21 protein-coding genes are annotated in these 14,790 nt (G+C 63.3%); 18 read left to right on the top strand and 3 right to left on the bottom strand.

The window, feature by feature from the left end; translation table 11 throughout:
* Both RMN73_RS06420 and RMN73_RS06415 read left to right on the top strand, forming a co-directional pair.
* Positions 1–392 (top strand): ACT domain-containing protein (locus tag RMN73_RS06420; protein ID WP_309602495.1); only part of this gene is annotated, 392 nt, incomplete at its 5' end.
* Positions 393–513: 121 nt separating this feature from the next.
* A complete protein-coding gene (locus RMN73_RS06415) occupies positions 514–1,323 on the top strand; it encodes an arginyltransferase (RefSeq protein ID WP_309602494.1) in 810 nt (269 codons plus the stop codon).
* A 62-nt stretch (positions 1,324–1,385) separates the two neighbouring features.
* Here RMN73_RS06415 and ctrA read toward each other — a convergent pair whose 3' ends face one another.
* Positions 1,386–2,096 (bottom strand): response regulator transcription factor CtrA, encoded by a 711-nt coding sequence (gene ctrA, locus RMN73_RS06410; RefSeq protein ID WP_309602493.1) that lies wholly within the window; start codon positions 2,094–2,096, stop codon positions 1,386–1,388.
* A gap of 186 nt (positions 2,097–2,282) precedes the next feature.
* Between ctrA and RMN73_RS06405 the strand changes: the two genes are divergently transcribed.
* The 4 genes from RMN73_RS06405 (at position 2,283) to RMN73_RS06390 (ending at position 4,412) form a co-directional block, all read left to right on the top strand.
* Positions 2,283–2,417, top strand: coding sequence for a hypothetical protein (locus RMN73_RS06405; protein ID WP_309602492.1), 135 nt, complete (start codon positions 2,283–2,285; stop codon positions 2,415–2,417).
* Between the two features lie 413 nt (positions 2,418–2,830).
* Complete coding sequence (locus RMN73_RS06400; RefSeq protein ID WP_309602491.1) at positions 2,831–3,526, top strand: RNA pseudouridine synthase; 696 nt, start codon at positions 2,831–2,833, stop codon at positions 3,524–3,526.
* Entirely contained in the window at positions 3,523–3,933 is a 411-nt protein-coding gene (gene arfB / locus RMN73_RS06395; protein ID WP_309602490.1) for an alternative ribosome rescue aminoacyl-tRNA hydrolase ArfB, read from the top strand. Before RMN73_RS06400 ends, arfB begins: the two co-directional genes overlap by 4 nt.
* Positions 3,933–4,412, top strand: a complete 480-nt coding sequence (locus RMN73_RS06390; protein ID WP_309602489.1) for a GAF domain-containing protein — start codon at positions 3,933–3,935, stop codon at positions 4,410–4,412. The genes arfB and RMN73_RS06390 overlap by 1 nt, the downstream gene beginning before the upstream one ends.
* Here the strand turns inward: RMN73_RS06390 and RMN73_RS06385 are convergent.
* The gene (locus tag RMN73_RS06385) at positions 4,409–4,882 is read right to left on the bottom strand and encodes a universal stress protein (protein WP_309602488.1); all 474 of its coding nucleotides are present in this window, start codon (positions 4,880–4,882) and stop codon (positions 4,409–4,411) included. The genes RMN73_RS06390 and RMN73_RS06385 overlap by 4 nt on opposite strands.
* Before the next feature lie 104 nt (positions 4,883–4,986).
* Between RMN73_RS06385 and RMN73_RS06380 the strand changes: the two genes are divergently transcribed.
* Genes RMN73_RS06380 through RMN73_RS06340 form a run of 9 tightly spaced genes read left to right on the top strand, consistent with a single transcriptional unit; the run spans position 4,987 to position 12,933 of the window.
* On the top strand, positions 4,987–6,273 hold the full coding sequence (locus tag RMN73_RS06380; protein WP_309602487.1) for a pyruvate dehydrogenase complex dihydrolipoamide acetyltransferase: 1,287 nt from the start codon (positions 4,987–4,989) through the stop codon (positions 6,271–6,273).
* A 1-nt stretch (position 6,274) separates the two neighbouring features.
* Positions 6,275–6,487, top strand: a complete 213-nt coding sequence (locus RMN73_RS06375; RefSeq protein ID WP_309602486.1) for a hypothetical protein — start codon at positions 6,275–6,277, stop codon at positions 6,485–6,487.
* A gap of 26 nt (positions 6,488–6,513) precedes the next feature.
* A complete protein-coding gene (locus RMN73_RS06370; protein WP_309602485.1) occupies positions 6,514–6,873 on the top strand; it encodes a hotdog domain-containing protein in 360 nt (119 codons plus the stop codon).
* Position 6,874: 1 nt separating this feature from the next.
* The gene (lpdA, locus tag RMN73_RS06365) at positions 6,875–8,287 is read left to right on the top strand and encodes a dihydrolipoyl dehydrogenase (RefSeq protein ID WP_309602484.1); all 1,413 of its coding nucleotides are present in this window, start codon (positions 6,875–6,877) and stop codon (positions 8,285–8,287) included.
* An 11-nt stretch (positions 8,288–8,298) separates the two neighbouring features.
* Entirely contained in the window at positions 8,299–9,582 is a 1,284-nt protein-coding gene (locus RMN73_RS06360) for an amidohydrolase family protein (RefSeq protein WP_309602483.1), read from the top strand.
* Positions 9,579–10,496, top strand: coding sequence for a cation diffusion facilitator family transporter (locus RMN73_RS06355; protein WP_309602482.1), 918 nt, complete (start codon positions 9,579–9,581; stop codon positions 10,494–10,496). The genes RMN73_RS06360 and RMN73_RS06355 overlap by 4 nt, the downstream gene beginning before the upstream one ends.
* Positions 10,493–11,410 (top strand): aminotransferase class IV, encoded by a 918-nt coding sequence (locus tag RMN73_RS06350; protein ID WP_309602481.1) that lies wholly within the window; start codon positions 10,493–10,495, stop codon positions 11,408–11,410. Before RMN73_RS06355 ends, RMN73_RS06350 begins: the two co-directional genes overlap by 4 nt.
* Positions 11,407–12,135 carry an HAD family hydrolase gene (locus tag RMN73_RS06345; RefSeq protein ID WP_309602480.1) on the top strand — a complete coding sequence of 243 codons (729 nt, stop codon included), beginning with the start codon at positions 11,407–11,409 and terminating at the stop codon, positions 12,133–12,135. The genes RMN73_RS06350 and RMN73_RS06345 overlap by 4 nt, the downstream gene beginning before the upstream one ends.
* A 33-nt stretch (positions 12,136–12,168) precedes the next feature.
* On the top strand, positions 12,169–12,933 hold the full coding sequence (locus RMN73_RS06340; protein ID WP_309602479.1) for a MerR family transcriptional regulator: 765 nt from the start codon (positions 12,169–12,171) through the stop codon (positions 12,931–12,933).
* Here the strand turns inward: RMN73_RS06340 and RMN73_RS06335 are convergent.
* Entirely contained in the window at positions 12,930–13,163 is a 234-nt protein-coding gene (locus RMN73_RS06335; RefSeq protein ID WP_309602478.1) for a hypothetical protein, read from the bottom strand. The genes RMN73_RS06340 and RMN73_RS06335 overlap by 4 nt on opposite strands.
* A 314-nt stretch (positions 13,164–13,477) precedes the next feature.
* Between RMN73_RS06335 and rpsL the strand changes: the two genes are divergently transcribed.
* The 3 genes from rpsL to RMN73_RS06320 all read left to right on the top strand — a co-directional run.
* The gene (gene rpsL / locus RMN73_RS06330) at positions 13,478–13,849 is read left to right on the top strand and encodes a 30S ribosomal protein S12 (protein WP_019516007.1); all 372 of its coding nucleotides are present in this window, start codon (positions 13,478–13,480) and stop codon (positions 13,847–13,849) included.
* Between the two features lie 63 nt (positions 13,850–13,912).
* Positions 13,913–14,383 (top strand): 30S ribosomal protein S7, encoded by a 471-nt coding sequence (gene rpsG, locus RMN73_RS06325; RefSeq protein ID WP_309602477.1) that lies wholly within the window; start codon positions 13,913–13,915, stop codon positions 14,381–14,383.
* Positions 14,384–14,440: 57 nt separating this feature from the next.
* Positions 14,441–14,790, top strand: a 350-nt coding sequence (locus RMN73_RS06320; RefSeq protein ID WP_309602476.1) for a GTP-binding protein, incomplete at its 3' end; no start/stop codon positions are given.

The raw sequence follows: 14,790 nt of genomic DNA, 5'->3' as shown, positions 1-14,790 counted from the left end.
AGGGCGCCGGCGCGGCGGGCCTGGCCTATATTCTCGCCAACCCCGGCCGCTTCGCCGGCAGGAAAGTCGGCACCATATTGTGCGGCGGCAATATCGACACGCATTTGCTGGCCAATGTGCTGGTCCGCGAACTGGTCCGCTGCGGGCGCATCGCGCGGCTCAAGATCAATGCGCAGGATCGCCCCGGCGCGCTCGCCGCAATCACTGCCAAGTTTCACGAATGCGGGGTCAACATCATCGAGGTCGAGCATCAGCGGATTTTCACCCGCCTGCCGGCCAAGGACACGTTGATCGAGGTCGAGTGCGAAGCCCGCGACGCGCAGGCGATCGACACCCTCGTCGACCGCCTGGAACAGGCCGGATTCACCGTCGAACGCGCCAGCCTAGACTAGCCCCGATCATCCCGCTTCGGGACACTCGCCAACCTTAACCCTGTTCGGCGCGTCACTAACTCTTTCCAACTGCGTTTACCGGTCGCATAAAGACTTTCGTAACCATTTGGAGGCCGTCGGGTTGAGCGCACCATTTCGCTTTCCCAAATTCTTTGTCACCAACCCTTCGCCATGCCCGTATCTGCCGGGCAAGGTCGAGCGGAAGGTGTTCACCGAATTATCGGGCCGCCACGCCAGCGAGCTTAACGAAGCGCTCGGGCGGATCGGTTTCCGCCGCTCGCAATCGGTCGCCTATCGCCCCAGTTGCATCGACTGCTCGGCCTGCGTCTCGGTGCGCGTCAAGGCCGATCAGTTCATGCCGTCGGCGACCCAGCGCAAATTGATGCGTCGCCACGCCGATCTCGAAGTCAGCGCCTGCCGGCCATGGACCACCGAGGAGCAATATGCCTTGCTTCGTCGCTATCTGGCGCAGCGTCACCCCGGCGGCGGCATGGCCGAGATGGACGAACATGACTTCGCCGACATGGTCGAACAGACCCCGGTCCGCACCTACGTCGTCGAATATCGCGAGCCGTCGGTCGACGGCAAGCCCGGCAAACTGGTCGGCGCTTGCCTCAGCGATCAGCAGGGCGACGGCCTGTCGATGATCTACTCCTTCTACGACGTTGATCCCGGCGCTCGCCGCGGGCTTGGCACCTACATCATCCTCGACCACATCATCCGCGCCGCGCGCGCCGGCCTGCCCTATGTCTATCTCGGTTACTGGGTCGAAGGCTCGGACCGCATGGCCTACAAGGCGACGTTCAAGCCGATGGAACGCCTCAGCCGCGAAGGCTGGTCGGACATGGACTCGGTCGACGCGCCGGAACCACCATCGATCGGCGATCAATTGCCCAGCCGAAGCCCGCGCCGGATCCTGGTCGACGCATAAGAAAATGGCGGAGCGCTTGCGCACCCCGCCATCCTGAGCCCCTGCTCATGGAACTGTTGGTTTTAAGCGACCGCCGCTTCGGGGGTCATCACGTCGCCTTCGACTTCGCGCAGCACATAGCCGCGGCCCCACACGGTCTCGATATAATTGTCCCCACCGCACGCCAGGCTCAATTTCTTGCGCAGTTTGCAGATGAACACGTCGATGATCTTGAGTTCGGGCTCGTCCATCCCGCCGTACAGGTGGTTGAGGAACATTTCCTTGGTCAGCGTGGTGCCCTTGCGCAGCGAAAGCAGCTCGAGCATCGCATATTCCTTGCCCGTCAGATGGACCCGGCTGCCGTCGACTTCAACCGTCTTGGCGTCGAGGTTGACCGCCAATTTGCCGGTGCGGATGACCGACTGGCTGTGGCCCTTGGAACGGCGGACGATGGCGTGGATGCGGGCGACCAGTTCGTCGCGGTGGAATGGCTTGGTGACATAATCGTCGGCGCCGAAGCCCAGGGCGCGGACCTTGCTGTCCATCTCGTTCATGCCCGACAGGATCAGCACCGGGGTGCCGACCTTGGCGACGCGTAATTTCTTGAGCACGTCATAGCCGTGCATGTCGGGCAGGTTCAGATCGAGCAGGATGATGTCGTAATCATACAGCTTGCCCAGATCGAGGCCCTCTTCGCCCAGATCGGTGGTGTAGACATTAAAGCCCTCGGTCGACAGCATCAGTTCGATGCTCTTGGCGATGGTCGCCTCGTCTTCGATCAACAGCACGCGCATGAGCAATTTCCCCCGATCCGAAAACCCTAGAGCTTCATTCGCCCTTAACGGTCCTGAAGCGTTCATTAACCATGCAATGTCTGAAGGCAAAAGGTTAATAACTCCTAAAAGCTTGGAATCCCGAGGAATCGTTGCGCCGGAGCATCAGTCATTGCGCCGGGTGGGCGGGGCTGACAGGATGGTGGGATGACCGAGCGGCAAGCAATGCAGACCGACAAGTTCAAGGACGCCGCCCGCGAAGCCGGGTGCGACGAGGATGAAGCGCGCTGGACGGAGCGGCTGAAGAAGGTGGCGAAGCAAGCGCCGGAGAAGCCGGAATGATCTTAGCGATAGTGCTCGCGGCTATGCAGGTCGCCTCGGTCGAGCGTGGCCCTGCAATCCTGCTAATCCAACGCGCCAATTGACGAGATTTTGTTCCGTTCTCGACGATGGCGCGATGCGATGCGGCCCGCAGGATGATAGAGCGCGAGGCCGCCGAAGTAGAACTGGCCAATCGGGCAAAGGGATATCGCACCGTTCCCGGAACCGAGCCGCGCTACCGCTGCATCCCCGGATAGGGTTGGAGTGGCCTTCCTGCCACCGTGTTTGCAAAAGGCATAATCACCAAAAGGTTGGAATCCCGAGGAATCGTTGCGGCTGGGCTTCGGTGCATCCTCGTCATTGCGAGCGTAGCGAAGCAATCTACATGCGCGAGATGGATTGCTTCGTCGCTTCGCTTCTCGCAATGACGGCAGATGGCCATGACCCTCGAAGACCTCATCCTGTTCGTCGACGGCGAAGCGATCGTGATCGACAAGCCGGCGGGCCTGCCGGTCGATCAGCCGCGTGCCGGCGGCGACAGCATCGAGGCGCGGATCGGCGAGCTGACGCTTGGCTTTGCCCGGCCGCCGGTGGCGATGCACCGCCTCGACCGCGATACCTCGGGCTGTCTGCTGTTCGCCCGCAATCACAAGAGCCGCGCCAGATATCAGCAGGCGTTCGAGGGCGGGCTGGTGAGCAAATCCTACCTCGCGGTGGTCGATGGCGAGACCCCGGGCGAGGAAGGCGTGATCGACCTGCCCGTGGCCAAGCGTTCCAGCGCGGCGCGGGGCTGGCGAATGGTGGTCGAGGACGGCGGCAAGCAAGCGGTGACCCGCTGGCGGCGGATCGGGGCATTAGACGGGCAAAGCCTGGTCGAATTCCTGCCCAGCACCGGCCGCACCCACCAGATCCGAGTCCATGCCGCGCGCGGGCTCGGCGCGGCGATTGTCGGCGATCCGGTTTACTGCCGCGCCGACGATGATGACGAGCCGGGCGACATGGTACTGCCCGACAGCGGATTGCTGCTCCACGCCTGGCGGATCGCAATGCCGCGCGAACCAAAGGAGCCGATCGACGTCACCGCGCCGGTGCCCGAGCGGTTTGGGCGCTGGCTGGACCTGCTGCCGTGAAACCCGAAGACGTCGTCATCCCCGACGATGCGCTGAGCGAGAAATTCCTCGCCGCGACCGGGCCCGGCGGACAGAATGTCAACAAGGTCGCCACCGCCTGCCAGCTGCGGGTCGATGTGTACCGGCTCGGCCTCGCCCCGCATGTGTTTCAGCGATTGAAGGTGATCGCCGGGACCAAGATGACCATCGGCGGCGAACTGATCATCACCGCGCGGCGCTTCCGCTCGCAGGAGTCGAACCGCGAGGATGCCCGCGTCCGGCTGGCGAAGATGATCGCCGATGCCCATATCGTCCAGGTGCGGCGCCGACCGACCAAGCCGAGTCGCGCCGCCAAGGCCAGGCGGGTCGATACCAAGAAGGGCCGGGCGACAATCAAGGCAGGGCGCGGGAAAGTGACGGATTACTGATGTTCGACCACAAGATCGATGCCGCCGACAAAGGCGTGATGTACCGCGACCTTGCCTCCGCCTTGCGCGGGCTGGTGAGCGGTGAGCCTGACCCGATTGCCAACATGGCCAATGCCGCGGCGTTGATCTGGGAAACAATCCCGGGGCTCAACTGGGCGGGTTTCTATCGCAACATTGGCGGCGAATTGGTGCTTGGCCCGTTCCAGGGCCGCGTCGCCTGCATCCGCATCAAGTTTGGCGAGGGCGTATGCGGCACGGCGGCCGCGACGCAATCGGTGCAGCGGGTCGACGATGTCCATGCTTTTCCCGGCCACATCGCCTGCGACAGCGCATCAAACAGCGAGTTGGTCGTGCCGATCGTTAGGCACGGCGAGCTGATCGCGGTGCTCGATCTCGACAGTCCCGAGCATGCGCGGTTCGATGCCGAGGATGAAGCGGGCTGTGTTGCGATCGGCGCCATCCTGGCGGAGGTGCTCTAACTCAAGCGCTCGAGCTGCTCGTCATTCAGTCCGCCGGGGATGATCATCACTGGGCACGGCAATTTGCCCGCATCATTGCCGGTGAAATTGGCAACCAGCACGCCGGGGCTGCCCGACGGCGCGGCTCCAAGCACGAGCGCGGCGATATCGCTGCGGGTGCCGATCAGTCCGCGTACTGCCGCGACCGGATCGCCGGGGCTGACGATGATGTTGGGCTGAATTCCCGCCGCGTCCATGATTTCGCCGACCGAGGCAGCGACGCTGGCTTCGATGCGCAGGCGCTGTTCCTCCTCGATCGCCGCCTGGACTCCGCCCCATTGGACGAAGTCCTGCGGTTCGACCACGGCCAGCACTTCGACCGCGCCATCGGTCTTCGCGGCGCGGCGCGCGGCGAAGTGCAGCGCGGTGCGTGCCTCCGGACTATCGTCGATCACCACCAGATAGGTGCGCTTTTCAATTGCCCCGCTCATCGCCGCAGTGCTGCGCCAAACCCCTTTCGTTGGCAAGCGGGCCTTGACCGGCGGGGTCGCTTTGGCGTTTGTGCCCGGAGACTCATTACCAGCCGGGAAGCCCCATGCCGATCGAACTCAAAATGCCCGCTTTATCGCCGACGATGGAGGAGGGGACGCTCGCCAAGTGGCTGGTCAAGGAAGGCGACAGCGTCAAATCGGGCGATTTGCTGGCCGAGATCGAGACCGACAAGGCGACGATGGAATTTGAAGCCGTCGATGAAGGCGTAATCTCGAAGATCCTTGTCGCCGAGGGAAGCGACGGGGTGAAAGTCGGTACCCCGATCGCGCTGATGGGCGGTGAGGGGGAAGCTGCTGGCGCGCCAGCGCCCGCAGCGCCTGCCAAGGGCGAGGCGCCGAAGAAGGAAGAACCTAAGGCTGAACCCGCACCGCCAGTAGCTGGCAGCGGCGAATCCCCGCCCGCGCCCGCCGCGCTGGTCATGCCAAAGCCCGATTCGACCGGCGACCGAATCAAGGCGAGCCCGCTCGCGCGGCGGCTGGCCGAAGCGCAGGGGATCGATCTCGCCTCGCTGTCGGGAACCGGCCCCGGCGGGCGCATTGTCCGCGCCGACCTTGGCGAGGGCGCTGGCGGGGCGAAGGCTGCCGCGCCCGCAACCGCATCTGCGCCGATGGCGAAAGCCGCGCCGGTCGAGCCTGGCGATATCCCGCACGAGATCGTCAAGCTCAGCAACATGCGCAAGACGATTGCGCGCCGCCTGACCGAATCGAAGCAGCAGGTGCCGCACATCTATTTGACGGTCGATATCCAGCTTGACCGCCTGCTCAAGCTGCGCGGTGAGATCAACGCCGGGCTGGCCAGCCGCAACATCAAGCTCAGCGTCAACGATATGCTGATCAAGGCGCTGGCGGTGGCACTGATCGAAGTCCCCGAATGCAATGTCAGTTTCGCCGGCGACACGCTCATCAAATACAGCCGCGCCGACATTTCGGTCGCGGTCAGCATCGCGGGGGGGTTGATCACGCCGATTGTCAGCGGTGCCGACGAGAAATCGCTGTCGAAAATCTCGACCGAGATGCACGACCTCGCGAGCCGCGCCAAGGAAGGCAAATTGCAGCCGCACGAATATCAGGGCGGCACCGCGTCGTTGAGCAACATGGGCATGTACGGGATCAAGCAGTTCGAAGCGGTGATCAACCCGCCGCAAGGCATGATCATGGCGATCGGCGCTGGCGAGAAACGGCCCTATGTGATCGACGACAGTTTGCAGATCGCGACCATCATGTCGGCCACCGGCAGCTTCGACCATCGCGCGATCGACGGTGCCGACGGCGCGCGGCTGATGAAGGCGTTCAAGGCATTGGTCGAGAATCCGCTAACGATGGTGGTGTGACATGAAATGGATCCCAGCCCTGTTCCTGGGCGCGATTGTCGGCTTCGTCCTGCCGATGCTGCTTGCCGGCAAGTCGGGGCCGTGGATGACCAACTGGACGAGCTGGGGCACGATCCGCCCGTTCGCCTCGTCGCCGGGATTGCTGTTCTCGGTCCCGCTCGCCGTGGGGTCGGGGATCGCTTTTCGACTGTTTTTCAGCTGGCATAGAAACTGAGCGATCCCTTGCCCGACCGGTCCCCGATGATCCGCGTCACCGCCATGCCGACCGACACCAATCCTTATGGCGGGGTATTCGGCGGGTGGTTGATGAGCCAGATGGCGCTTGCCGCCGGGAGCCTTGCGTCACGCCATGCCAAGGGCAAGTGCGTGGTCGTTGCAGCGGATGCGTTGCGGTTCACTGGCGCGCCCTCGGTCGGCGACGAAATTTCGGTCTATGCCGAACTTCTGCGCCAGGGCCGAAGCTCGATGACCATCGCCGTCGACGCCGAAGCCAGGGATCGCGATGGCGAGCGCGTGTTCGCGGTGGCGAGCGGCGAATTCACGTTCGTCGCTTTGGGCAAAGATGACCGACCGCGCGCGATCGCGGCGAATGGAGAATAATATGGCCGACGCTTACGACCTCATTGTCCTCGGTTCTGGACCCGGCGGCTATGTCGCGGCGATCCGGGCGAGCCAGCTGGGGCTCAAGGTGGCGATTGTCGAGCGCGAATTGCTTGGCGGGATCTGCCTCAACTGGGGGTGCATCCCGACCAAGGCGCTGCTGCGGTCGGCGGAGGTGTTTCACAATATGAAACATGCCGATGCTTACGGGTTGTCGGCGGAAAAGCCGTCGTTCGACCTGGCGAAGGTGGTGGGGCGATCACGGGCGGTGTCGAAGCAGCTCAACCAGGGCGTCACGCATCTGATGAAGAAGAACAAGATCACCGTATTGATGGGCGATGGTGCGCTGACGGCGGCGAACAAACTGACCGTCACGAACGACGGCAAGAAGACCGAACTCACCGCCAAGAACATCATCGTCGCGACGGGGGCTCGGGCGCGAGAGCTGCCGTTTGCCAGGGCCGATGGAAAGCGCATCTGGACGTACCGCACCGCAATGACCCCACCCGACATGCCAACCGAGTTGCTGGTCATCGGATCGGGTGCGATTGGGATCGAGTTTGCCAGTTTCTACAATGACATGGGGGCCAAGGTCACGGTCGTTGAAATGCTCGACCGGATCGTGCCGGTCGAAGATGCCGACGTCTCCGACGCGCTGGCCAAGAGCCTGGTCAAGCAGGGCATGACGATCCTCACCGGCGCCGGGGTCGAAAGCCTCAAGGCCGACGCCAAGGGCGTCGCGGCGAGCATCAAGACCGCCGATGGAAAAACCGTCGAGCAGCGTTTCTCGCATTGCATCGTCGCGGTCGGGATCGTTCCGAACACCGAGAATATCGGGCTGGAAGCGCTCGGCGTCGCAATGGACCGCGGCTTCCTCAAGACCGACCCGATGTGCCGTACCAATGTACCGGGCATCTGGGCGATCGGCGACATCACCGCACCGCCGTGGCTGGCGCACAAGGCGAGCCACGAGGGTGTGATCGCCGCCGAGGCCATCGCGCAGAGCCTCGGCAACAAGGATGTCCAGCCGCACGCGATGGACCCGCTCAACATCCCCGGCTGCACTTATTGCCATCCGCAGGTCGCCAGTGTCGGGCTGACCGAGGCCAAGGCCAGGGAAGCCGGCCACAACGTGCGCGTCGGCAAATTCCCCGCGATCGGCAACGGCAAGGCAATCGCGCTTGGGGAGGTCGAAGGGTTCATCAAAACGGTGTTCGACGCCACCACCGGCGAACTGCTCGGCGCGCACATGATTGGCGCCGAGGTGACCGAACTGATCCAGGGCTACACCATCGGCAAGACCGCCGAGCTGGTCGAGGCCGACTTCATGAACACCGTCTTCCCGCACCCAACGTTGAGCGAGATGATGCACGAGAGCGTGCTCGGTGCGTACGGCAAGGCAATTCACATTTAAGGGGGCGGGACATGCGTTTATTGATCGGACTGGTCGCGGTATTGTTCGCGACATCGGCATCGGCCGAAAAGCGCGTCGTTACCGCCGATCGCTACCTCGACGTCGCCACCGGGCGCTACGTCGAGCATCCCGCGATTTTCATCGGCGACGACGGACGGATCACCGGCATCGCCGACGCCCGCACCGTCAAATGGGGGGCGGACGTTCGCCACATTGATATGGGCGGCAAGACTTTGCTTCCCGGCCTGATCGATATGCACGTCCACCTCGATGGGCCGGCCGATATCGGCGGCTATCGCGGGCTCGAATTCACCGACAGCTTCTTCGGCATGGCCGCAGTCGGCAATGCCCGCGCCATGCTCGACGCCGGCTTTACAACGGTGCGCAATGTCGGCTCGTCCAATCGCAACGACATCGGGCTGAAACAGGCGATCGACAATGGCTATGCGATCGGGCCGCGGATTGTGCCCGCGGGCTATGCGCTCGGTGCGACCGGCGGTCATTGTGACAGCACGTTCCTTCCGCCCAGCCTGGAGAAAGACAAGAAGGAAGAGGGGATTGGCGATGGGGTCGAGGAGCTTCGCCATCAGGTCCGACGCCAGCGCAAGTTCGGCGCCGAGGTGATCAAGATCTGTGCCACCGGCGGGGTGTTCAGCCGCAACACCGAGCCGGGTCAGCAGCAATTATCCGAGACCGAAATGCGCGCCATCGCCGACGAAGCCCATCAATGGGGCATTCGGGTTGCCGCCCATGCCCATGGGGCCGACGGCATCAAGGCCGCGATCCGCGCCGGGATCGACACGATCGAGCATGCATCGCTGGTTGATGCCGAGGGAATCAAGCTGGCGCTGGCCCGCAAGCAGCCGGTGTGGTTCTCGATGGATATCTACAACACCGAATACACCCAGGCGGAGGGCAAGAAGAACGGCACGCTGGAGGATAATCTGCGCAAGGACCGCGAGATTGCGCAGGCCCAGCGCGACAATTTCCGCGCCGCGCACCGGGCTGGCGTCAGGATGGTGTTCGGGTCCGACGCCGGGGTGATGCCGCACGGCCAGATCGGGCGGCAATTCGCGACGATGGTGACCTATGGCATGACCCCGCTCGACGCGATCCAGGCCGCCACGCGCAATGCCGCGCAGGCGCTGGGCCGGGAACGCGACGTCGGGATGATCGCGGTCGGCCGCTATGCCGACATGGTCGCGGTCACCGGCGATCCATTGTCCAACATCCGCTTGCTTGAAGCACCGTCGGGCGTGATCAAGGGCGGGACGTTGGTCGCTCATGCCCAATGAGCGAGACGGGGCATAATAATCGCACCCTGCTGATCGCCTTCGCGGCGAACCTCGGCATTGCAGTGGCGAAATTTGGCGCGGCGGCGATCACCGGATCGTCTGCCATGCTGACCGAAGGCATCCACAGCCTGGTCGACAGTTCCAACCAGATGCTCCTGATTTACGGCCGCAAGCGGGCTCGCAAGCCGGCCGATGCGCTACATCCATTGGGCTATGGCCGAGAGGTCTATTTCTGGAGCTTCATCGTTGCCGTCCTCGTGTTCGCGCTTGGGGCGGGCGTGTCGATCTACGAAGGCATCATCCACATTCTCGAGCCCGAGCATGCGGTCTCGCCGATCGTGGCGTACGCCGTTCTTGCCATCGCACTGGCGCTCGAAAGCTGGTCGACTGTCGCCGCCTACAAAGAGTTTAAGGAGGCCAAGGGGTCGCTTGGCTGGTGGCAGGCAATCCGCGAATCGAAGGACCCGCCTGCGTTCATCGTATTACTCGAAAATGGCGCCGCGATGCTCGGTCTGGTGGCCGCATTCGCTGGCGTGCTGCTGGCGCAAATCACCGGCAATCCGTTCTGGGACGGGGCCGCATCGGTGGTCATCGGGGTGGTCCTGGCACTGACTGCTTACCTGCTGGCCTTTGAATCCAAGGGGCTGCTGATTGGCGAGCGCGCCGACCCCTTGCTCAACGAGCAGTTGCGCGCGCTGGCCGCCGGGCGGGAAGGGGTGGCCGCGGTCGGGGAGATCATCTCGATCCATTCCGCACCGACCGAAATCCTGGTGATCATGACGATCGACTTCGACGATGCGATCGGCGCGCGCGACGTCGAGCATATCGTGCTCGACATCGAGACCGACGTCGCCGAGCGCTGGCCGGAGATCAATCGCTTAGCCATTCGTCCTGAACATGGTGCCACTGAATGACCACGCTCCACGACACCTCGGATCCGCGTAACGCGTCGATCCTGATCAGCGTCAATGGCGTGCTGACGCCGCGCGGCGAGGCGATGGTGTCGGTGTTCGATTCAGGGTTCATGCTCGGCGATGGCATCTGGGAGGGGATGCGGGTCCATGGAGGCAAGATTGCGTTCCTCGAGCGCCACCTTAACCGCTTGTTCGAAGGGTCGAAAGCGATCGCGATGGACGTCGGGCTCGACCGTGCAACCATCACGGCGCGGCTCTACGAGACGATCGACGCCAATGCGATGATCGATGGCGGGCATATCCGGCTGATGGTGACGCGCGGTGTTCGTTCGACGCCCTATCAGGACCCGCGCGTGGTGGTCGGCAGGGCGACAATGGTGATCATCGCCGAATATAAGGAGCCGCCGGCAGCGCTGGCAGTGGAAGGCTTGCGGCTGTTCACCGTCCATGTCCGCCGCGGCGACCCGGCGGTGCAGGACCCCAAGCTCAATTCGCATTCCAAGCTGAATTGCATCACCGCCTGCATCCAGGCGGCCGGGGCGGGCGCGGACGAGGCGCTGATGCTCGACCCGCACGGCTTCGTCGCGACCTGCAATTCGACCCATTTCTTCATCGTCCGCAAGGGCGAAGTGTGGACTTCGTCGGGCGATTATTGCCTCGGCGGGATCACCCGCGAGAATGTCATCCTGATCTGCCGCGAGGCGGGAATTCCCGTGTTCGAAAAGAATTTCTCGCTGACCGAGGTCTATGGCGCACAGGAGGCGTTTTGCACCGGGACGTTTGCCGGGCTGACCCCGGTGCGAAACGTCGACGGGCGCGCGATCAGCGACGGGCGCGGGGCGATGGTCGAGCGGTTGCAACGGCTGTATGCCGATCGGGTTGAGGCGGACATTGCGGGGCAAACCCGCCCGTGACAATTCGCATCGCGATGTGGTCCGGCCCGCGCAACCTGTCGACTGCGATGATGCGCAGCTTTGGCAGCCGGGCGGATACGGCGGTGTCGGACGAGCCTTTTTATGGAGCCTACCTCAAGGATAGCGCCGATCCGCAGCCGATGGCGGACGACGTAATTGCCGCGATGGATTGCGACTGGGACAGCGTCGCACGGGCGATGGCCGGGCCGAGCCCCGATGGCGCGCCGATCTGGTATCAGAAGCATATGGCGCACCACATGGTCGGGCCGATCGCGATCGATGATCTATCCGGCCTGACCCACGCCTTCCTGATCCGCGACCCGGCGCGGGTGGTGGCAAGCTATGCCGCCAAGCGGGTGGCGGTTCGCCCCGAGCATCTCGGCGTGATGCGCCAGCTTGAGTATTTCGAGCGCGAGGCCGACCGCCTGGGCCATGCGCCGCCGGTGATCGACAGCGCGGACATCTTGCTCGACCCGGCGGGAACGCTCGCTGCGTTATGCGGCGCGCTCAGAATTGATTGGGATCCGGCGATGCTGTGCTGGGCGCCGGGGATCCGCGAGACGGATGGGGTGTGGGCACCGCATTGGTATGATGCGGTCGCGGCGAGCGAGGGCTTCGGCCCGCCCGATGGTCCGCTGCAGGTGATTGACGATGCAGCTCAAAGGATCGCGGAGGCGTGCCGCCCTGCTTACGAGCAACTCGCGGCGCATAAAATAACCGCTTGAAGTTGACCCAAGGTCAAGCGTTACAAGCGGCGCATGGATCAGCCACTCGACATCAAGGACGTCGTTCGCCTCACCGGGCTAACCAGCCGCGCGCTTCGTTTCTACGAGGCCAGGGGGCTGGTGACACCGCTGCGGACCTATTCGGGCCGGCGGCTGTACGGGCCGGGCGAGCTTGAGCGGATCAATCAGATCGTGGCGTTGAAGCGCGCCGGGCTGACGCTGGCGCAGATCGGCGCGCTGACGCTTGGGCGAAAGCTTGACCTCGGCGCGCTGATCGATGCGCAACTGGCGGCGCTCGATGAGAAAAGCACTGAATTGGAACAAGCGCGAAGCCTGCTGCTGACCGTCAAGTCTCGCATCGACCGCGGCGAGCCCGTCGATGCAGCGACCTTTTGCTCGCTCATCTCCAACGAGGAACTGACGATGACCAAGGAGCAATGGGATAAAGTGACTGATCGATACTTCACCCCCGAGCAAAAGGCCGAGTTTGCGGAACGGATGAAGGACGTGCCGCCGGGCTTCGACCAGGACGCCTATAATGCGCAATGGGCCGACCTTGGCAGGCGCGTCGCGGCAGCGATCCCGCTCGGGTCGACAAGCCCCGAGGCGCGAGCGTTGTTCGACGAATGGCAGGAATTGCTGAAGCCGTTCACCCAGGTCGCGTCACCGGCGATGATGTCGGGTGTGACAAGTTTCTACGAGAAGATGGGCGAATGGCAAGGTGACATGCCGCAGGCGCCGTTCAGCGCCGACGTGTTCAAGTTCATCCAGGAAATTGGCCGGGCGAAGACCGCCTAGTCGAGTTCGTGATAGTGATATTTGTCGTATTTCCCGCCGACGTTCGTGTTGGAGAAAGCGGCTCCCTGCCGCTCCGCATGGGCGTCGGCCATGAACCATTGGCGGATGCCAAGGCCGATCGCGCCGATCGGGATGCCGACGCCGACGAAGCCCATCGCCGGCATCAGGAAGTAAGCGGCAGCAAACCAGCAAATGCCGAAGCCGATCAGCCAAAAGTGAATCTTGTTCATCACGCTACCCCATTCAGTGTCGCTGGCGGTTATGGCGGGGACTGCCTAAAAATCGGTAAATCCGATGGTCTTGGCGGTGGTTCGCGGCGCTCCCCGTTGACCGCGCAGCCAATCGTCCGTATTGGGCCGCCTGTCCGCAGGGCTTTCGATTCTTATCGCACCCTGCCGGACAAGAGCTGAACATTGCTCGACAACGTGAAGGCCGGTGACCGCAAGGCTCGCCGGAGTTCGCGCATTCGCCCGTTCCACGGGTGATAGCCGAAGGGCAACAGTAACCGTCAGGGACTTCCTGACAATGAAAAGGTGAAGGCTTCATGCCGACGATTAACCAGCTGGTCCGCAAGGGCCGCGACCCGCAGAAGGCCAAGTCAAAGGTCCCTGCGATGGAACAGAATCCGCAGAAGCGCGGCGTTTGCACGCGCGTCTATACCACGACCCCGAAGAAGCCGAACTCGGCATTGCGCAAGGTTGCCAAGGTCCGCCTGACCAACCAGCGCGAAGTCATTTCGTACATTCCGGGCGAAGGCCACAACCTGCAGGAGCATAGCGTCGTGCTGATCCGCGGCGGCCGTGTTCGCGACCTTCCCGGTGTGCGGTATCACGTGCTTCGCGGTGTGCTCGACACGCAGGGTGTCAAGGACCGTCGTCAGTCGCGCTCGAAGTACGGCGCCAAGCGCCCGAAATAAGCTGGTATCGTCGGCCGCACCGCGTTGAACCGCTGGTGCGCCGCTCAAGATAAGGATTTCACTATGTCCCGTCGTCGTCGCCCAGAAAAGCGCATCATCCTTCCCGATCCAAAATTCGGGGACATGACTCTGTCGAAGTTCATGAACAGCGTCATGCTCGATGGCAAGAAGTCGGTTGCCGAGAGCATTGTCTACACTGCGCTCGAAACCGTCGAAGCCCGTCTCAAGAAGGACCCGATCGGCGTTTTTCACGAGGCGTTGGTCAACATCAAGCCGGGCATCGAAGTTCGCAGCCGCCGCGTCGGTGGTGCGACCTATCAGGTGCCGGTCGAAGTCCGCGACGTCCGCGCTCAGGCGCTGGCGATCCGCTGGCTGATCACCGCGGCCCGTGCCCGCAGCGAAAAAACCATGGCCGGCCGCTTGTCGGGTGAGCTGATGGACGCCTCGCAGAACCGCGGCAACGCGGTCAAGAAGCGCGAAGATACGCATCGCATGGCCGAAGCCAACCGCGCCTTCTCGCATTACCGCTGGTAGTCACTATATCCGGGGGAGACCGGTTCGCCGGCCCCCCAGCTTTTCAAGGAACCTGTCATGGCCCGCAGCCATCCGCTCGACCGTTATCGCAATATTGGCATCATGGCGCACATCGACGCCGGCAAGACGACGACGACCGAGCGCATCCTCTATTACACCGGCAAGTCCTACAAGATTGGCGAAGTGCACGAAGGCACCGCCACCATGGATTGGATGGAGCAGGAGCAGGAGCGCGGCATCACCATCACCAGCGCCGCGACGACCTGTTTCTGGTCGGGCGAAGAGGGCAATGGCCCCGAGCATCGGATCAACATCATCGACACCCCGGGCCACGTCGACTTCACCATCGAAGTCGAGCGTTCGCTGCGCGTGCTCGATGGCGCGGTCGCTTGCTTCGACGGCGTTGC

This window comes from Sphingomonas sp., from assembly GCF_031372575.1.
Taxonomy (GTDB): Bacteria; Pseudomonadota; Alphaproteobacteria; order Sphingomonadales; family Sphingomonadaceae; genus Sphingomicrobium.
This window is presented reverse-complemented; position numbering and strand designations above follow the sequence as displayed.